Consider the following 19,057-nt stretch of genomic DNA (forward strand, 5'->3'; position numbering starts at 1 on the left):
GTGCAACCCCACAGCGCTTGTCTGATGCCTCAGCTGATCACGCGCAGCGGATCTTCGAGCAGAGACGAGAGTGTGGCAAGGAAACGGGCCGCGTCGGCTCCGTCGATGATGCGGTGGTCGGCCGTGAGCGTGAAGGTGAGCCGTTTGCGACTCTCCACTCGTCCGTTCTCGAGAGCCAGCTCGTCCCGGACGGCTCCCACCGCGAGGATCGCACCTTGCGGCGGGTTGATGAGGGCGGTGAAATGGTCGATGCCGAACATCCCGAGATTGCTGATGGTGAAGGTTCCGTCGCTCATGTCTGCGAACGTCAGCTTCCGCTCGCTCGCCCTGGACACGAGTGTGCGGGCGGTGATGGCGATTGCGCTGACCGAGACGCGATCCGCGTTGTGTACCACTGGCACAATGAGCCCCGCCGGTGAGGCCACCGCGAACCCCACATTCACACGAGCGTGCAGGAGCGTGTGCCCGTCACCTTCGGGGTCGTATGACGCGTTCACGGCAGGGTTGAGGCGCAAGGCCACGGCGGCCGCGCGCAGGAGAAGATCGTTCACGCTGACTTTGACACCTACCTCCGAATGAGCCGAGTTGATCTCCGCCCTCAGCGACAAGAGGTGGTCCACATCCGCGGATGCCGTCGCGGTGAACGTCGGGATGTCTGAGCCGCTCGCCGTCAGCCGCGCAGCGACTGCCTGGCGAACCGCGTCGAACGGCACTCGCGTCGGTTCGCGACGATCCCTGGTGGCTTCGAGGATCGAGGACACGTCGGTGGCCGGCGCTGCTGCTCCTGGAAGATCAGCGCGCACGATGCGGCCTGCGGGGCCGCTCCCCGACACGGTGTGCAGATCGATCCCGCGTTCTCGGGCGAGCCGTCGCACCAGCGGCGTAGCGGCTTGGCGATCCTCTGGATCGTGTTCCCGTGCACGTGGCGTTGACGTGGTCTCTGCGCTCGTCCGGTTCACCGCCGCGGTCCCGCCGCCGGTGGGAGGCGGAGCGGCTCCGCGGGATCCGCTCTCGGGTTGGTTGTTGTTCTGGCCGTTGTCGAGGCGTGCGATGGGGGTACCGATCTCGACGTTCTGGCCCTCTGGGACGAGGATCTCGACGAGGGTGCCCGCGTCGTAGGCTTCCTGCTCCATGAGAGCCTTATCCGTCTCGATCTCCACGAGGATGTCGCCGGGCTTCACCATGTCGCCGGGCTTCTTTCGCCATGCGGCGATGGCGCCTTCGGTCATGGTGTCTGACAGCCGCGGCATGAGGATGTCAATCATGGTCGTCCTTCCTGGTCCGGCGAGCCACGGAATCGAGGGTTTCGAGGATCGCGATGATGGCGTCGTCGATCGAGGGGAGTGCTGCAGTCTCGAGCGACTTCGCGTAGGGCATCGGCACCTCCGCCATCGCAACTCGACGCACGGGGGCGTCGAGCCAGTCGAAGGCGCCATCAGAGATGGTCGCCGCGATTTCTGCGCCGATGCCGTAGGTCAGCCAGTCGTCCTCCAACACGACGGCACAGTGGGTTTTCTTCACTGACGCGATGATGGTCTCTCGGTCCAGCGGGCGAAGACTGCGGAGGTCGATCACTTCGACCTCGATGCCCTCCTCGGCGAGCCGGGCGGCTGCTTGGCGGGCGATGACGGCCATCCGGGAGTACGCCACCACGGTGACGTCTCGTCCCTCCTGGGCCACTACGGCGCGACCGATCTCAACCGGTTTAGTGATATCGGGGACCTCGCCGGTGGTGTTGTAGAGAGAGAGGTTCTCGAGGACGAGCACGGGATCGTCGTCGCGTATCGCGGCGACCATGAGCGCCTTCGCATCAGCAGGGGTCGACGGCGCAACCACCTTCATCCCCGGGACGAACGCGTAGTACAGCTCGATGTTCTGTGAGTGAGTAGCTCCCAGCTGTTGCCCGCCGCCCCCCGGTGTGCGGATCACCATGGGAACCGCCGCTTGCCCGCCGAACATCCCATAGATCTTGGCCGCGTGGTTGACGATCTGGTCCAGGGCCAGCAGTGAGAAGTTGATGGTCATGATCTCGACCACGGGGCGCAGTCCCACCACCGCGGCCCCGATCGCCGCGCCGGTGAAACCCTCCTCAGCGATGGGGGCGTCTCGCACCCGTCGCGGACCGAACTCTTCGAGCATTCCCGCCGTGATCTTGTACGAGCCTTCGAAGATTCCGATCTCCTCACCAATGAGGAAGACACTCGGATCACGCAGCATCTCCTCCCTCAGAGCATCGTGAATTGCCTGCCGATAGCTGATGACGCTCATGCGGGTACCTCCCTGAGTGTCGCGGCCGGCCGGGGCGCCGCCGGGTAGAGAGCCTGGCCGGGGAGTCGACGTGAGTCGTTGGGAACCGCCGTCGCGTAGGTGTAGTCAAACAGCGACGAGATCTCCGGGTGCGGGCTCGCCTCCGCGTACCGCACAGCTTCTGCGACGGAAGCCATCGCCTCCGCGTCGATCTCCGCCATCGTCTCGTCCGTGAGCAGGCCGTGGTCTTTCAGCTTCTGCGCATACTTCCTCACCGGATCGGCGGCGATCAGGGCGCTCGCCTCGTCTCGGCTGCGGTAGCGAGCCGGGTCGACGACAGAGTGGCCTTTGAGGCGCTTGGTGGTCGTCTCCAGGAGGTATGGCTTGCCGTTCCGTGCGCTGTCGAGAGCGGCTAGGGCCGCCTCGTACACCGCGGCAGGATCTTCGCCGTCCACGATGGCCGAAGCCATCCGGTAAGACGACGCGCGTTTGTGGAGCTCGGGTTCGGCCGACGACTGCGCCACCGTGGTGCCCATGCCAAGGCCGTTGTTGTTGACGATGTAGACCACAGGCAGCGACCACAAAGCCGCGATGTTCAACGACTCGTGGAAGGCGCCGATATTCGTCGTCCCGTCCCCCATGAGGCACACCACCGCTTCCGGGCCGCCGCGGTACGCCACGGCCAGGGCGGTACCGGTTGCGAGCGGCACCTGGCCGCCGACGATTCCGTAACCCCCCATGAAGCGGGAGGCCGCATCGAAAAGGTGCATGGACCCTCCCCAGCCCTTGGACACTCCGTCCTTCCGTCCGTACAGTTCGGCCATGACACGGCCGGGGCTGATCCCCCGAGCGAGCGCGTAGCCGTGATCCCGGTAGTTCGTATAGATGTAGTCCTCGGCGCCGACGGCAGCCACGATGCCTACGACTGTCGCCTCCTCGCCGAGGTTCAGGTGGCAGTACCCGCCGATCTTCGCCTCCGAGTACGCCCGGGCAGCGCGCTCCTCGAACCGACGGATCAGCACCATCTTCCGGTAGAAGCGCACAGGCATTCCTGGGTCGGCGAGACCGGCGGCTTTCCGTTTCGCGGAAGCAGACTGACGAGCTGCGTTCGTCTTCTCGGGCATGCGGGTCCTTTCGGCGAGGCGCGGCGGCCTCGCATGGCGCGCTCGTGAAGACGTGAACGCTGTGCTCGGGATCTCCGAGTTGGCCGATTCGCGCTTCTGCGCGACACGCGCTTACCCATCAGGACCACGCGGCCGCTCCGCATGTGAGGTGCGGGTTACCGAGTCCCGCACAACCTCACAAACCTGCCGTGCACGTGGTCTTCCATGTGGGCACCTGACGTGCCCGGAAACGAGAGGACGATCGATGTCTCAAGTGCATATGGGCAAGGTGCATCCGGCCGCTTATCAGGCCATGACGGAGTTGAACGCCCGCGCGGCAGCTGCCGCGAAGGAGTCCGGGCTCGATGCGATGCTCGTCGAACTCGTGAAGATCCGTGCCTCACAGATCAACGGATGCGCGTACTGCCTGCGGCTCCATGTCAAAGACGCCGTCAAACTCGGCGAAACCCAGGATCGTCTGGCCGTGTTGGCGGCGTGGTGGGAGTCGCAGTACTTCACGCCGCAGGAACAGGCGGCACTGCAGATTGCCGAGCAGGTCACGCACATCGGCACGCCCCCGTGGCAGGTCGACCGGGGCATCGACGTGGGCACGGTTCTTACCGACCACCAGATCTCCGCGGCCACCTGGGTTGCCGTCGCCATCAATTCCGCGAATCGGGTCGCCATCAGCAGCCACTTCCGAGTAGGCCCGGCGTCGGAAGGAACCGCTCATGCAACCGACTGAACGTCGCATCTCCACCACAGTTCTGGTGATCGGAACCGGGGGCTCCGGCCTCCGTGCTGCCATCGAACTCGCCGAGCGGCGCGTAGACGTCCTCGCGGTCGGCAAGCGACCGAAACAGGACGCGCACACCTCGCTCGCTGCCGGCGGCATCAACGCCGCCCTCGCCACGATGGATGAAGATGACAGTTGGCAGCAGCACGCAGCGGACACCATCAAAGAGAGCTACTTCCTCGCGAATCCACACACCGCGGAAATCGTGACAAAGAATGCACAGCGGGGGATCGAGGATCTCGAACGGTACGGCATGCCGTTCGCTCGTGAGGCGGACGGGCGCATCAGCCAGCGCTTCTTCGGGGCGCACACCTACCGTCGCACCGCCTTCGCAGGGGACTACACCGGGCTGGAGATTCAGCGCACTCTCATCAAACGCGCGGAAGAACTCGACGTACCTGTCATGGACGACGTCTACATCACCCGTCTCCTCGTGAAGGACAACGTGGTCTTCGGCGCTTACGGGTTCAACACCTCCAGCGGAGAATGCGTGCTGATCCATGCCGACGCTGTGATCCTGGCAGCGGGCGGCCACAACCGGATCTGGCGACGGACATCGTCTCGTCGCGACGAGAACACCGGCGATTCGTTCCGGCTTGCGACCCTCGCCGGCGGACGTATCAGGGATCCCGAGCTCGTACAGTTCCATCCCAGCGGCATCATCGAGCCGGAAGGCGCGGCCGGGACTCTCATCAGCGAGGCGGCCCGGGGCGAAGGGGGACTACTCCGCAACGCTCACGGGGAACGGTTCATGGCCCGCTACGACCCTGAGCGTATGGAGCTGTCGACTCGCGACCGCGTAGCACTGGCGGCGTATACAGAGATCGCAGAAGGTCGCGGGACCGAGAAGGGCGGTGTCTTGCTGGATGTGTCCCATCTGCCCCGCGAGACCATCATGACCAAACTCCCTCGCGTGTACTCGACCATGCTCGAACTGCAGATGCTCGACGTCACGACGACACCCATGGAAATCGCACCCACCGCGCACTACTCAATGGGCGGTGTGTGGGTACGTCCCGAAGACCATTCGACCGATGTCGCCGGTCTCTACGCCATTGGCGAAGCATCCAGCGGCCTGCACGGGGCAAACCGCCTCGGAGGGAACTCCCTCATCGAACTGCTCGTCTTCGGCCGCATCGTCGGCGAAGCCGCCGCAAACTACAGCGCCGGGCTCGCCGCACAGACGCGCTCAACCGACGCCGTCGACGAAGCCCGGCAAGAGATCCGAACCGCTCTTCGCTCAGACGGCGCCGAGAACGTCCGTGTGCTTCAGCGCGCCATCCGGAACACGATGACCACCCACGCGGGAGTCGTTCGGAGCGAAGCAGGTCTTCTGGTCGGTCTTGAAGAGTTGAGCGACACCGAGACCCGATTCACCGACATCGGCGTGCACCCGGACGTGGCCGGCTTCCAGGCCCTCGCCCACTACTTCGACCTACGCGCCGCAGCCATCGCCGCAAGAGCGACCATGCGCGCAGCACTCGAACGGCGGGAGACGCGCGGCGCACACAATCGCAGCGACTATCCCGAAATGGACCCGAAGCTCACGGTCAACCTGGTGTGGTCACCCGACGACACCGTCGAACACGAGCGGATCCCGCCCGTAGCGCCGGAGGTGCAGGCGCTGATCACAGAGGTTTCGGCCGACGGGAAGCTCGTCGAGTAGGGAAGACCAGCACTCCTTCTCGACCGTTCAACGCTTGCTCGCGCCGGTGCTGTCCACGCCAGCCCGGCCGTGAGGAGCTGCTTGTCGCGCCTGCGGGGGAGGGGGAGAGTCGCCCGGCGCCCTTCCCTTGCGGACACCTCCTCAGCAGAGCATCGGCGATCACATTTCAGCAAGCTGCCCGGTCTTAACAGTGAGAGCAACACGGAGGAGCCATGCAAAGAATTCTCATCGTCGGTGGAGGCTACGCCGGTTTCTACGCCGCCTGGCACCTCGAGAAGAAGGTGAACGCGAAGCGCGCGCAGATCACCATCGTCGAGCCGCGGCCATATATGACCTACCAGCCGTTCCTACCGGAGGTCGTCGCGGGGTCGGTGGAGCCCCGACATGTGGCTGTTTCCCTTCGGAGCAACCTCCGCCGCACGTCCGTGGTCCCCGGGCGGGTGGTTTCCATCACCCACGCGGACAAGCGAGTACTCGCGGAAATGCCCGACGGCTCGACCCGAACGCTGGACTACGACATCGTCGTCGTAACCGCAGGGGCGGTCACCCGAACATTCCCCATCGAGGGCATCGCGGAACACGCGATCGGATTGAAGACCGTGGAAGAGGCCGTCGCGGTCCGCGACCAGCTCCTCACCGCGTTCGAGCAGGCAGCCTGGCTTCCGGATGGACCGGAGCGCCGTCGTCTGCTGACGTTCACGGTCGTCGGGGGCGGCTTCTCCGGCGTGGAGGTTTTCGGGGAGATGCTCTCCTTGGCTTCTTCCCTGCTGAAGTCTTATGCCGAGCTGAAGTTCTCCGACCTGGCCTTCCACCTCATCGAAGCGAGCGGCCGCATTCTGCCCGAGGTGACCGAGCAGCCCGGCCGCTGGGTTGTCGAACACCTCACCCGACGCGGTGCCCACGTCCACCTCAACACACAGATGGTGTCGGCGCGGGGTGGCCGAGTCGTCCTGTCCACGGGCGAGGAGTACTTCACCAATGTCCTCGTCTGGGCGGCTGGCAACGCGGCGAATCCCGTGGTTGCTACGAACACCGATTTGCCGGTCGATGCGCGCGGGCTCCTCCTGACGAGACCGGACTTGCGCATTGGTACGAGCGAAGCCTTCGTCGAGGACGCATGGGCCGCTGGCGACAATGCCGCTGTACCCGACCTTGCTGTCGCCGTCAACGGAGCCCGAACAGTACCCAACGCCCAGCACGCCGTACGCCAAGGCAAGCTCCTGGCCAAGAATCTCGCGGCCGTGATGAAGGGCGAGGTCCCGAGGAATTACCTCCACCACAGCGCGGGAACGATCGCAACGCTGGGGCTCGGACACGGGATCTTCCAGTACCGCAGCATCGTCATCAAGGGGGTCCTGGCGTGGCTCATGCATCGCGGCTACCACGTACTCGCCGTGCCCACGTGGCAACGGAAGGCACGAGTGCTGGTGCTGTGGGTGGTGGCGTTCCTGTTCGGCCGCGACATCATCTCCTTGCAGTCGGTCCAGCAGCCCCGGGCGGCATTCCTGGCGGCACTGCCGCTTCCCTCGTCGCACGTCGCGGAACCGACCACGACAGCAGGAGTGGCCACCGCGGCGAACGCGACCCCGCCAGAGGCGCGTCGTGCCGGTTAATCGTCGCGCCAAGCCATTCACGGCGACGGCGTCGCAATACCTCCGGGAGCGTACGCCGTTCGGACGGAGGTACGCTGCGGTCGCAGCCGAGTTGCGTGGTCGAAGGGTCCCTCTGCACTGGACCAACCTTTTCGGCGTCATCACTCTGGCGAGCATCGCGGTGCTGTTCCTCACCGGCGTTCTACTGATGATCGTCTACGTGCCGTCGAGCGAACCTGTCCCCTATCGCGGACCGTACGCGCCCTTGCAGGGCGTTGAGGCCTCAGGAGCGTTCGTCTCAGTGATGCGGCTGTCCTTCGAAGTTCCCGGTGGCCTCCTGATCCGGCAGCTGCACCATTGGGCGGCGCTCCTCGTTCCTGCTTCGATCATGCTGCAGCTGCTCGTCAGTTTCTTCACCGGCGCGTTCCGCCGTCCACGTCGGACGAGCTGGGTACTGCTGTTCCTGTTGTTCGTCATCGCGCTCGCCGGCGGCTGGAGCGGGTACGCGCTGCCCGATGACATGCTGTCCGGCTCAGGCCTTCGCATCGTTCAGGGCATCATGCTCGGCATCCCCCTCGTCGGCACCTGGTTGTCGATGTTGTTGTTCGGCGGCGAGTTCCCCGGCACCATCGTGGAGAACCTGTACGTGATCCACATTCTTGTGATTCCCGCCGGTGCCGTCGTGCTCGTCGCTGCCCGCGCGTGGGCGGCTTATCGCATCAAGCCGCCGCAGTTCGCCAGGAGAGGGCGTCGGGAGGACAACGTCGTGGGGGTGCCTCTCTTCCCGGTCGCCGTCGCTCGCGCCGGCGGTCTGTTTTCGATGGTTGCCGGCATCCTGGTCCTGATCGCTGCCACCGTCACGGTCAGCCCGATCTGGTTGTATGGGCCCGCAGATCCCGGCAACGTCTCGGCGGGAAGCCAGCCGGACTGGTACACCGGATTTCTCGACGGCGCCCTCCGGCTCGTTCCCCCCGGGTGGGAGTTCGTGCGGCTCGATCGCACGTGGTCGCTAGCGGTCTTGGCGCCGTTGGGTGTTATCGGGCTGTTCCTTCTCTCCGTTGTCGCCTATCCGTTCATTGAGGGGTGGATCTCTCGCGACAAGGCAGAGCATCACATCCTGGACCGCCCGCGAAACGTCGCCTCCCGCACAGGTCTGGGCGTTGCCGGGATCGTCTTCTACGGTGTCCTCTGGGTGGCGGCCAGCGCCGACATTCTCGCGCTGGTGTTCCGTCTGAGCTTGGAGTCGGTCATCATGACGCTCCAAATCACTTTAATCCTCGGACCTGTGTTCGCCTTTGTTCTGACGAGGCGCGTGTGTCTCGCTCTTCAGAAGAAGGATCGGGATCTTGTTCTGCACGGCTACGAGACCGGGCGTATCGTTCGGCTTCCTGGAGGCGAGTACGTGGAGGTGCACAACTCCGTTGACGACGACGAGCAGGAGCGACTGACTGCGCACTCGCACACCCTCGCTGCCGATGCGAGGCCCAACGACGCGGGGCAGCTCACTCTGCTGGAACGCGCCCGAGGAAAGTTGGCGGGCTGGTTTTTCGCGGACCGGATCGATATGCCCCCAAAGAATCACGCGATCAAGGAGAGGCCGAGTGTGGCGGAGCATCCCCAGAATGGGGTTCGTGCCGCTGCAGGGAAGCATCGCCGTAACCGTTTGAGTTTTACCAGATCACATAAGGGGTGACCGCGCGACGGGGTTTGCCGAAGTGCGGACACCCCTGTGGCGGGTTGTCGGTTCGGCCGTGCTCGCCGTCGCTCGAGGTTGCGAGAGGGGCTCCATCGCGAACGCTCTGGGAGTGACCCGCCACGCCAGAGGCGGCGGAGACACGTCCGAATGCCCGACCACGACCAGGAGGTTTGCAATGAATTCAGTTCGCCTTGAGACCCCGGCCGGGATCGAGGCTCGGCTCGGTGCCGACCCGCGGGCGTCGGCCTGGGACCGGCATCGCACCCTCGCCAGAGAGCTTGTAGCGGTGCGATTCGGCGTGGAGAGGCAGGCGGTCGGCGTTCTGCGAGAAGCGCCTGCGGGCTTTGGGTCTGAGCAGCAATCCTTTGCCGAGATCGCCCATACGAGGATTCCCTTGAAGATGCGCACCGTGCACTTCGGAGCCGCAACGGTAGTTGCTCTCGTGGAACCCGGCGTCCGGCTCGGACTAGACCTACGCGACCCTTATCCCGATGAGGGCGCGGTGGCCGAGATGCAATTGCATTCGCACCTGTTCGACGAGGACAACGTCGATTCGTTGTTGCGGCACTGGACGAAGGTGCAGGCTGTTCTCGACGCCGACGGCCGCGGCGCACGGCTCAGGCCCGAGTACGTCAGATTGGACCCCCTACGCTCCACGGGGTGGGTCCCCGACATGAGAGCCCACTATTCATTGCTCGACCTATCGCGAGACGGGTGGATCATCACGTTCGCGCTGCAGAGAACCTGACCAGTTTGTAGCAGGTAAGGCGATGTGCGGCCGGGTTTCCCGAGGGCCGGTGCGAGCGGCGCTGGAGCGTTATCTCGGCCTACGGGACGCCGATGCCGGGTGTCGTGCGGTTCACCGTCGGCGACGCCGCGCCCCACCCCAATCCGTTGAACACCGGCCTGTCGCCGGCAGAGGCTTCCGGGATTCGCGTTGCGGCGCTAGGAGGGTCATGCGTGGGAACGACGGCACGGGAGCTCGCGCCCGGGAGAGACCACATCATGCTTATGAACGTGCTCGATCCCATCGCCCCCCCGCGGGGACAGCGGAACCATGCTTACGTTCGGGGACAAATCCGTGTGCGCATTCGTTGCCCCATCTAACCGTTCCTCTGAGGGGACCAGGAGCGCGTGGGGTCTTTACTCGGGAGCGGAAGCGGGCGCGGTGCTCTCGCCGACGCCGGCGCCGTCGCCGTCGCGGTCGACGACCGATAGTGACCGACGTTCGCGCCCCTCAGCTACGCGCATCAAGTCGAGGCCAGTACGGCGGGTGAGTACCGGAGGCGTGTGGCCGGCCTGTCGTGCCGGCGACGACGTGACGCCTCGCGGCACCGTTGCCCCGCGAACGCGAACTTCATCGTGCGCTTTCTTCTCCGGAGCCGGTTCTCCTAGGGCGAGGTGTGCGTACAGGCAAGACCAGAAGGACACCGAGGATGGCACTCACTCCGAGGCTGAGCGCTGTTCCGACGACATCGACCGGTCCGCCGATGATGTGGCTTACGTGGTAAGCCAGGTGCAGTACTCCGAACACCGCCCAGCCGAGTCCGGCGACGCGTCCGACCGTCGCCGTCTTGGACAGGAATCCCGCCATACTGATCGCGGTCAGGGCCAGGTAGAAACTTCCGATGTCCCGGATGAGGTGCTCGTTTTCGGCGCCGTCGAGCCTGATCCAGGTGAGCCCGAATCCGGGGAACGACGTGTAGAACGCGTGCGGGAAAAACTGCGCCCACAGACCCACGTAAAGGCCGATGAGGATGGTGAGGGCCAGGACCACTCGTCGAGAAGTATTGTCCATATCTATCAAGACAGCCTCGCCGGCCGGACTGTGAGGGCGGACGGCCGTTTGATCTGTTCGGTCGCACCGGAGTCTGGCATCGGTGCACTGCGCTGGCTGAAGGCACATGTCGCTGGGGACCTGCGGAGATGCTGCCCGCAGGGTGAGGCACAGGCCCCGACCGAGGATTCCCTGCTCCGTTGCAGCCTCCCGTACGGACCGGCGGTGGCTGCGACGTCGCGAGGAGGTCCGCCTAACGCTCGCGGGGCGGGCTTTGATTCCCTCACAAATGAGCGGTGTTTGCGGTCCTAACTAGAGACCCCATTCAACCGCGGGGCGAACCGGACCCAGCTAGGAGATCCCCGTCGCGCCGACGGGCGGAGGTGCAAGATGTCGGTCATCAGCAGACGTGACAGTGTGCGTCAACGCGCTCGCGCGTCCTCCCGCTGGGACACCTTTTGGGAATGGTTCGCTCGGCCGGTGCACTACAGCGCCGTGCGCAGCCTACGGGTCGCGGCACAGGAAGGCGACGCTCCGCGGCTCGAATCCCTTCTTCACGCCGATGTGGCTGTCGTGGTCGTTTCCGATGCGGGAGCAAACCCCGGAATGCTGACCGCGCGAGGACCCCGAGACGCGACCGGACTGCTGATTCATGGCATGGCGGCTCAACCGGGAGCCTCCGTCGTGGAGCGTTCTGTGAACGGTCAGGCCGGCCTTGTAGTGACCTCGCATGGGCGGGCCTCGGCCATGATCACCGTGGACTTCACAGGGCGGCTTGTCAGCATGGTTTGGGTGGCGTTGCGGCCTGAGTTGTTACGGCATTGGAACTCTGTGTGAGGCCGCCGCCCTCGACGAGATTCGGAACGCGGTCACGTCAGTTCGAATCCCTCTGTCTCCGCGCAGCTATTTGGCCCAAGATCCCTTGGAAACACTGGGGTCACGGGCCATAGCTTTCTCGTAGGACGGCTGTTTGCGTAAGGATTGCGTAAACCCGGTCGCGGAACGCGTCGAACGGCACCACGCGTGGAGCTGTCGGCCTGCTCAGTCCTCGCTGAATATTCCTCGGATGCCAGCATTCTCGGCGGCGCGGTCGAGCGCACTCGAGACGGCGTCGAGGTCGGCTTCGAAGAGGTCCGAGTACACGGCGGTGTTGGTGTCGGTTGTGCGGGCTTCGCCGTAGGGGGTGTAGGAGTAGCCACCCGCGTAGGTGCCTGTTTCGGTGAAGATACCGACGACGGAGCCGAGGTGGTCGTGGATGTAGTACTTGTGGGAGTCGTCTGACCCGCCTAGGACGCCTACGGCGTCCCCGGCGGGTGTGCGGACGTAGTTGTCGACGGTGGTCCCGCTGGTGCGTTGCATGAGGCCGAGGGCGCCGCTGTTAAACGTGACGCTGCCTTGGGAAAGGCGGTCGGTGTTTCCGGTGCCGAAGTAGGTTCTGTTGTTGCTGCCGAGCGCGGTCAGCTGGCCGCGGTCTCCGAACGTTCCTGTGGTGCCGGTGAGGCCGTTGCGGGTCTGGTTCTCGGCGGCGTCGTAGGTCCAGGTGGTGGTTTGTCCGGTAGCCGCGGTGATTTGGTTGGCCGCGTCGTACGTGTAGTCGATGGTTCCCGCGGTGGCACCGGTGGCACCAGCTCGGATCTGCTGCGTCCGGTTGCTGTTGTTGTCATAGGTGTACGCCCACGACGCTGTCGTCGTCGACCCGGATTCTTCTTGGGCCAGGGTGAGGCGGTTACGGGAGTCGTGGGTGTAGCTGGTGGCCGCGCCCGCGGTGATTCCTTGCTCCTTATGTGCTGTCCGGGCCTGCACGTTGACCCGGTCTCCGGTGCGCGACTCGTTCTCCTTCCACAGCGAACGTCCGCACCTCTACTTCAACCACACCTCGTCGGCGGCGCGAGGAGTGTGGTCTGTAATCGGCCGCCGAGGGGAACAGGGCGGCGAGGGGGCCAGCGCGAGCCGGGGCACGCCGATCATTTCCGCCGTCGAGGTGCTGTCGATGATGGGCTCGCTGCGCGCGCGGCCAGAGTTGATCCGGATACGACGAAGCGCTGGCCCGAAAAGGGGCCAGCGCTCCGTCGGACGTTCGCCCGGGTATCAGTGTCACTTAGCGGCGAGATATCCGCCGTCCGCGACGACCGTCTGCGCGGTGATGGCGCGAGAAGCCGGCGAAGACAGGAAGACTACGACCTCGGCGATGTCCGAGGGCTCCATGAGGTGACCCTGCGGCGTCTGCGAGATCCAGGTGCTCATGATCTCGGGATCACTCGCCCCGACGTCTTTGAGCAGCTCGGTGTTCGTGTAACCGGGGGCCACCGCGTTCACCCGGACGCCGCGGGAGGCCCACTCGACTCCGAGGGTGCGCGACAGTGCGACGATAGCGGCCTTAGTCGCGTCGTAACTGGCGTGCACCTCCGGCCGGGGTGCCGCGAAGGCGGTGATCGAGGAAATGTTGACGATCGTGCCCTTCGTCTTGAAGAGCTCGGGCGCGAACTCTCGACATCCATAGAAGGTGCCGGTCAGGTTCAGATCGACCACTCGCTTCCACACATCGTCAGGCTGCTCGGCGGACGCCCCGTCCAGCGACATTCCCGCACAGTTCACGAGATGATCCACTCTGCCGAATCGCTCGACGGTGGCGGCGACGAGCGCCTTTACCGAGGTGGAATCGGTTACATCGACCGAGATGCCTACGAGCTCGGACCCAACTTCGGCCGCGATCTCCGCCGCGGTGCGTTCGGCCGCGTCCTGGCGAATGTCGGCGACGACGACCCTTACGCCATGACGTGCGAACGCCGTGGCGATTGCACGTCCAATTCCTCCCGCCGCGCCTGTGACGACGGCGGTGCGCGTAGTTGCGCTCATGTGGTCCTCCTCGACCTCTGCCACTCGGCTCGTCGGGAGCGACGAACGCCGTAAACATCCTGCCACACTGTTCACTCACAACACACAGCTCCCCCGCCGCGGACTTGACAACACGGGGCGAGCCGGGTTCAGTAAGCGATGTCAGTTCACTACAGGTGCACACTCGGCTGACCGAGAGCACCGGTCAGACCCGAAAGAACGGCGGCAATGGAGCCTTCCAGCCTCCTCGAGATGCGCGGCATCACCAAGGACTTCTCCGGCATCAAGGCGTTGAGCGACGTCACGATCGATCTCCGCGCGAACGAGGTCTTGGCGATCTGCGGCGAGAACGGTGCCGGCAAGTCCACCTTGATGAAGGTGCTCAGCGGTGTGTACCCGCACGGCAGCTACGACGGGCAGATCCTCCTCGATGGGCAGCCGGTCGAAATGGCGGGCATCGCCCAGAGCGAGCGGCTCGGCATCGTCATCATCCACCAGGAACTCGCCCTTACCGACAACATGTCCATCGCCGAGAACATCTATCTCGGCAATGAGGTCAAGGGTGCGTTCGGGCTGATCGACTGGGAGGAGACACATCGACGCGCGGCCGAGCTGCTGAAGACCGTCGGTCTCCGCGAGAAGCCGTCGACGCCTGTCGCCGAGCTCGGTGTGGGCAAACAGCAGCTTGTCGAGATCGCCAAGGCTTTTAGCAAGGACGTCCGCATCCTGATCCTCGACGAGCCGACCTCGGCGCTCAACGAGGAGGAGTCGGAGCACCTCCTCGGCCTGGTGGCGGACCTCAAGAAGCGCGGCATCGCCTCCATCATCATCAGCCACAAGCTCAACGAGGTCGAAGAGATCGCCGACCGGGTCACCGTGATCCGAGACGGCTCGGTCGTCGAGACGCTGACGAAAGCGGAGATCTCGCAGCCTCGGATCATCCGTGGAATGGTCGGACGCGACATCAACCACCTCTTCCCCGACCGCGTCGAGCGTGAACTCGGCGACGAAGCCTTCAGCATCGACTCGTGGAGCGTCCGCGACCCCGCCGACCCCGATCGCTTCAAGGTGCGCGACGCGTCGCTGACCGTCCGCGCCAGCGAGATCGTCGGCATCTGCGGACTCATGGGCGCGGGCCGCACCGAGCTCGCGCTCAGCGTGTTCGGTCGCTCCTACGGCGTGGGCATCTCGGGAGAGGTGCGCGTTGACGGCTCCGTCCGCGACGTCTCCACCGTGAGCAAGGCGATCGGCGCGGGCCTCGCCTACGCGACCGAGGACCGGAAGACTCTGGGCCTGCACTTGGACGACGATGTCGTACGCAACATCAGCCTGCCGAACCTGCGGCGCTTCTCGCGCAACGGCCTGGTGGACGAAGACGCGGAGATCCACGCCGCGAACGGTTTCAAGACTTCGATGCGCATCAAGACACCCTCCATCTTCGAGCCGGTCGGCCAACTCTCGGGCGGGAACCAGCAGAAGGTCGTGCTGAGCAAGTGGATCTACACCGACCCGCGCGTGCTGATCCTCGACGAACCGACCCGTGGAATCGACGTCGGAGCCAAGTTCGAGATCTACGCGATCATTCAAGAGCTGGCGGCGAGCGGCAAGGCGATTCTGTTCATCTCTTCCGAGCTACCCGAGCTGCTCGGCGTCTGCGACCGCATCATCGCGATGCACGAGGGCGAGATCACCGGAGAACTGCCGATCGACGACGCCACACCCGAAAAGCTCATGGAGCTGATGACCCTCGAGAGGACGCGCCATGTCAACTAGTGGCACCACCCGCCTTGCGCCGCAGGACCAGGACGGATTGGTGCGGACGACGAACCTCGTCTCGCGCGTCGGCCGCTTCCTTAACAAATACAGCATGGCTGTCGCACTGATCGTCGTGATCACGGTCTTCGCGTTTTCGACCGACGGAATCCTGCTTCGCGAGCAGAACATCTCAAACATCGTCACTCAGAACGGTTACATCCTCATCCTCGCCATCGGAATGGTGATGGTGATCATCGGCGGTCACATCGACCTATCGGTCGGCTCGCTCGCCGGGCTATCCGGGGCGGTCGCGGCGATCCTCATGATGCAGTGGCGCCTGGACTGGTGGCTCGCCGTCATCCTGGCGCTCGTCGTCGGCGCCACTGCCGGCGCGTTCCAGGGATATTGGATCGCGTTCGCGCGCGTGCCGTCGTTCATCGTCACGCTCGCGGGCATGCTCATCTTCCGTGGGCTCACGCTCGCCCTGATAGGCGGTAACAACATCGGCTCGCTGCCGGAACCCTTCGTGTTCCTGGGCGCCGGGTACATCAATCTCGGTTCCGGGTCCGGTCCCGACATCGTCACGATGGCCATCGGTGTCCTGATCGCCGCGACGATCGTGTGGTGGCAGGTCGCGAGCCGGCGCCGCAAGGCCCGGCATGGCGAGCCGGCGGGCAATCTCATCGGATTCATCATCGGGCTGGCCCTCGTGTCTATCGCGATTCTCGCGGTGACCTACGCCCTGGCCAGTTTTCGCGGCCTTCCCGTCGTCTTGCTCATCCTCATCGTGCTCGCCGCCGGGTACACAATTCTGATGACGCGTTCGGTCATCGGCCGGCACATCTTCGCGGTGGGCAGCAACCGCCGTGCGGCGCAGCTGTCCGGCGTGAAAGATCGTCGCGTCGACTTTTTCCTCTTCGTCAACATGGGTGTCTTGGCAGCACTGGCCGGCATCATCCTCACCGCTCGACTGAACCTCGCCACCTCGGGTGCCGGTGCGGGCTTCGAGCTGGAAGCCATCGCCGCGGCATTCGTGGGCGGTGCTGCCGTTCAGGGCGGTGTCGGCTCCATCGCCGGAGCGCTCGTCGGGGGCCTCACGATCGGCATCATCAACAACGGCATGTCGATCATGGGTCTCGGGACGCAGTGGCAGCAGACCGTGCTCGGCATCGTCGTCCTGCTGTTCGTGGCGTTCGACATCTGGAACAAGAGTCGTCGGGTGCCGCGCGCCGTCTGAAGGATTTCCTCCCCAACTTCGCCTGAGAGGGCGGATCGTCCCATCCGAAACACAGCACAGAAAGACGAGACGCTATGAAGCTCAGTTCCGTAGCCCAGGGCCTTCCGGTCCGCCGGACGTTGGCAGTCGCCGCAACCACGGTTGTCCTCGCGGCGGGACTCGCCGCCTGCAGCGGCGGATCCGGCTCCGGCGGCGACGGTGAAGGCACGGTCGGCATCCTGATGCCGGGTGTCACCAGCGTCCGCTGGCAACTCGAAGCGGACGTCATGACTGACACGTTCGAGGAGCGCGGTTATGACACCACCGTGCAGTTCGCCAATGACGACGCGTCCACGCAGGTCCAGCAGATGGAGGACATGATCACGTCGGGCGTGAATGCGCTCGTCGTCGTCGCCGTGGATGCGCAGTCGCTCAATGGGCCGCTCGCCGACGCGGAGGCATCGGACATCCCGGTACTCGCCTACACGCGTCTGCTGCAGGACACCGATGCCGTCGACTACTACACGACCTTCGACTACACCGCGTACGGCGCCGCCAGCGGGCACTCGATCCTCACGGCGCTCGGTGTCGAGGACGCAGACGGCAACCCGACGGGCGAGACGGGGCCGTTCAACATCGAGATCGTTAACGGCAGCCCGACCGACTCGGTCGCGTACGACATGTTCGACGGTTACCTCGAAACGATCAAGCCCTACGTCGACGAGGGCGTCATCAACATCCCGTCCGGTCAGACCGAGTTCGACCAGACAGCGGTGCCGAACTTCACCGCGGAGGGCGCACAGAGCCGCATCGAGGACCTCGTGACGGCGAACTACTCCGACGGGACGAAGCTCGACGCCGTCTGGGTGCCCTTCGACGGAATGACCCGTGGTGTCATCGCCGGACTGAAATCCTCGGGACTGCAGCCGGGCACCGAAGACTGGCCGATTCTGCCCGGGGGTGACGGCGAGCTCGATTCAATCAAGCTGATCCTCTCCGGCGAGCAGTACTCCTCCGCCTGGATCGACGTCATCACCCTCGCCGAGGGTGCCGCGAGCATGGTCGCGGACGTGCTCGACGGCGGCGACTGGCCCGAGCCCGACACCACCTTCGATAACAACAACTTCGAAGTGCCGGCGAAGCTCTTCCCCGTTGTGAACGTCACGAAGGACAACGTTCAGGAAGTCCTGGTCGACAGCGGCTTCTACTCGGCGGAGGACCTCGGTCTCTGACCGGCGTCAGGAAGCCGACCATCCCTGCGTCCCCGTCGGTGTCGCTGCGCGGCAACGACGGGGACCTCGATCCCCACTTCGCAGGGGCATCATTAAAGCCGCTGTCTTCCATGCCGACCACGACATCCGCGTGACGGATGTCCAGGCACCCGGGCGCGTGGGGCCTCGCGATGTGCTGCTGAAGCCGTGCTGGTGCGGAATCTGCGGAACCGACCTGCACGAGTACGCGCAGGGACCGATCGTGATCCCCAGCAAGCCCACCCGTTAAACGGCTCGATCGCACCGCAGATCCTCGGTCACGAGTTCTCCGCCGAGGTGATCGAGGTCGGATCCGAGGTCAGTCACGTCCGTGCGGGCCAGCGCGTGTCGGTGATGCCCCTGCTCTTCTGCGGCGAGTGCGACTTCTGTCGGCGCGCCCTGAACCACTTGTGCCAGCGCATGGCCTGCATCGAACTGAGCTACGCCTGGGGGGCCTCGCCGAGGTCGCGATCGTTCCCGCCGCGAACGTCAGCGTGCTTCCCGGCGAGGTGTCCGACCTCCAGGGCGCCCTGGTCGAGCCCGGAGCGGCTACTTCGGGGAGGCCCAGATAGCACGAAAACCCGAGTCAGAGCGCTCTGCGGCCCCAACACGACGATCGTCCAGCGGCGGACCGCGGAGACCCGAAGATGGGTACTCGCGGCCAGAACTGCGGTGAGCCGACGCTGCGGATGGGGCGCCGCGACCTGCGAGTTGACCCCCAGGTGACCCCGAGCATCTCGAGGAGGGGATCGACCTGAGTGTCCTTGAGTGCACTGCGTGTCAAGCGAGCCTGGCGACGATTCTGGGAATCGGCTGATCACCAGTCCAATTCGAGATGGGTTTCCACTAGATCGGTGCGGCGGTCCGGCCCAAATTGAGCTTGGGAGACACCCTGCTAAGGTGGAGTCCCCTTACGGGGACCGAGGGTTCGAATCCCTCCGTCTCCGCAAAAGAATGCCTGGCCCGGCCTGGATTCCCGTCGAGGACGCTTCCGATTGCCTGGCGTCATTCGACCTCATTTCGGGGGGTGAAGTGACCACTGCGGGGGTCACCGGTGGGGCCACCTACACTCGGAGCATGGGGCGCCCGCCCGCGTGAACTCGCGGTTCGAGGCGGTCTCGGCA

The 19,057-nt window shown here is 64.9% G+C and carries 15 protein-coding genes; 9 read left to right on the forward strand and 6 right to left on the reverse strand.

Annotation, left to right across the window (positions count from 1 at the left end; translation table 11 throughout):
• Positions 1-29: 29 nt before the first annotated feature.
• The 3 genes from AC4FS1_RS14355 to pdhA are packed head-to-tail and all read right to left on the reverse strand — an operon-like array spanning position 30 to position 3,371.
• On the reverse strand, positions 30-1,265 hold the full coding sequence (locus AC4FS1_RS14355; RefSeq protein ID WP_491156233.1) for a dihydrolipoamide acetyltransferase family protein: 1,236 nt from the start codon (positions 1,263-1,265) through the stop codon (positions 30-32).
• Complete coding sequence (locus tag AC4FS1_RS14360) at positions 1,258-2,268, reverse strand: alpha-ketoacid dehydrogenase subunit beta (RefSeq protein ID WP_491156235.1); 1,011 nt, start codon at positions 2,266-2,268, stop codon at positions 1,258-1,260. The genes AC4FS1_RS14355 and AC4FS1_RS14360 overlap by 8 nt, the downstream gene beginning before the upstream one ends.
• Positions 2,265-3,371 carry a pyruvate dehydrogenase (acetyl-transferring) E1 component subunit alpha gene (gene pdhA, locus AC4FS1_RS14365; protein WP_491156237.1) on the reverse strand — a complete coding sequence of 369 codons (1,107 nt, stop codon included), beginning with the start codon at positions 3,369-3,371 and terminating at the stop codon, positions 2,265-2,267. The genes AC4FS1_RS14360 and pdhA overlap by 4 nt, the downstream gene beginning before the upstream one ends.
• 244 nt (positions 3,372-3,615) lie before the next feature.
• Here pdhA and AC4FS1_RS14370 point away from each other — a divergent pair, with 244 nt between their 5' ends.
• From AC4FS1_RS14370 to AC4FS1_RS14390, 5 genes are all read left to right on the forward strand, one after another.
• Complete coding sequence (locus AC4FS1_RS14370; protein ID WP_491156238.1) at positions 3,616-4,095, forward strand: carboxymuconolactone decarboxylase family protein; 480 nt, start codon at positions 3,616-3,618, stop codon at positions 4,093-4,095.
• Positions 4,082-5,812: an FAD-binding protein gene (locus AC4FS1_RS14375; RefSeq protein WP_491156239.1), complete on the forward strand. Its 1,731-nt coding sequence runs from the start codon at positions 4,082-4,084 to the stop codon at positions 5,810-5,812. Before AC4FS1_RS14370 ends, AC4FS1_RS14375 begins: the two co-directional genes overlap by 14 nt.
• 212 nt (positions 5,813-6,024) lie before the next feature.
• Positions 6,025-7,425: an NAD(P)/FAD-dependent oxidoreductase gene (locus tag AC4FS1_RS14380; protein WP_491156241.1), complete on the forward strand. Its 1,401-nt coding sequence runs from the start codon at positions 6,025-6,027 to the stop codon at positions 7,423-7,425.
• Entirely contained in the window at positions 7,415-9,097 is a 1,683-nt protein-coding gene (gene qcrB / locus AC4FS1_RS14385) for a cytochrome bc1 complex cytochrome b subunit (protein ID WP_491156243.1), read from the forward strand. The genes AC4FS1_RS14380 and qcrB overlap by 11 nt, the downstream gene beginning before the upstream one ends.
• Positions 9,098-9,275: 178 nt before the next feature.
• The gene (locus tag AC4FS1_RS14390; protein WP_491156245.1) at positions 9,276-9,848 is read left to right on the forward strand and encodes a hypothetical protein; all 573 of its coding nucleotides are present in this window, start codon (positions 9,276-9,278) and stop codon (positions 9,846-9,848) included.
• 609 nt (positions 9,849-10,457) lie between these two features.
• Here AC4FS1_RS14390 and AC4FS1_RS14395 read toward each other — a convergent pair.
• The 3 genes from AC4FS1_RS14395 to AC4FS1_RS14405 all read right to left on the reverse strand — a co-directional run bounded on the left by AC4FS1_RS14395 (position 10,458) and on the right by AC4FS1_RS14405 (position 13,733).
• Positions 10,458-10,898: a hypothetical protein gene (locus AC4FS1_RS14395; protein WP_491156247.1), complete on the reverse strand. Its 441-nt coding sequence runs from the start codon at positions 10,896-10,898 to the stop codon at positions 10,458-10,460.
• Positions 10,899-11,918: 1,020 nt separating this feature from the next.
• The gene (locus AC4FS1_RS14400; RefSeq protein ID WP_491156249.1) at positions 11,919-12,680 is read right to left on the reverse strand and encodes a hypothetical protein; all 762 of its coding nucleotides are present in this window, start codon (positions 12,678-12,680) and stop codon (positions 11,919-11,921) included.
• A gap of 291 nt (positions 12,681-12,971) precedes the next feature.
• Positions 12,972-13,733, reverse strand: a complete 762-nt coding sequence (locus AC4FS1_RS14405; RefSeq protein WP_491156250.1) for an SDR family NAD(P)-dependent oxidoreductase — start codon at positions 13,731-13,733, stop codon at positions 12,972-12,974.
• A gap of 207 nt (positions 13,734-13,940) precedes the next feature.
• On the opposite strand from AC4FS1_RS14405, the gene AC4FS1_RS14410 reads away from it, so the two are divergent.
• The 4 genes from AC4FS1_RS14410 to AC4FS1_RS14425 all read left to right on the forward strand — a co-directional run bounded on the left by AC4FS1_RS14410 (position 13,941) and on the right by AC4FS1_RS14425 (position 18,659).
• On the forward strand, positions 13,941-15,485 hold the full coding sequence (locus AC4FS1_RS14410) for an ATP-binding cassette domain-containing protein (protein ID WP_491156251.1): 1,545 nt from the start codon (positions 13,941-13,943) through the stop codon (positions 15,483-15,485).
• Entirely contained in the window at positions 15,475-16,704 is a 1,230-nt protein-coding gene (mmsB, locus tag AC4FS1_RS14415) for a multiple monosaccharide ABC transporter permease (RefSeq protein WP_491156253.1), read from the forward strand. Before AC4FS1_RS14410 ends, mmsB begins: the two co-directional genes overlap by 11 nt.
• A gap of 74 nt (positions 16,705-16,778) precedes the next feature.
• On the forward strand, positions 16,779-17,915 hold the full coding sequence (locus AC4FS1_RS14420; RefSeq protein WP_491156255.1) for a substrate-binding domain-containing protein: 1,137 nt from the start codon (positions 16,779-16,781) through the stop codon (positions 17,913-17,915).
• A gap of 192 nt (positions 17,916-18,107) precedes the next feature.
• Positions 18,108-18,659, forward strand: a complete 552-nt coding sequence (locus tag AC4FS1_RS14425; protein WP_491156778.1) for an alcohol dehydrogenase catalytic domain-containing protein — start codon at positions 18,108-18,110, stop codon at positions 18,657-18,659.
• Positions 18,660-19,057 lie beyond the last annotated feature (398 nt).

This window comes from Microbacterium sp. Z12_35 (assembly GCF_058310475.1).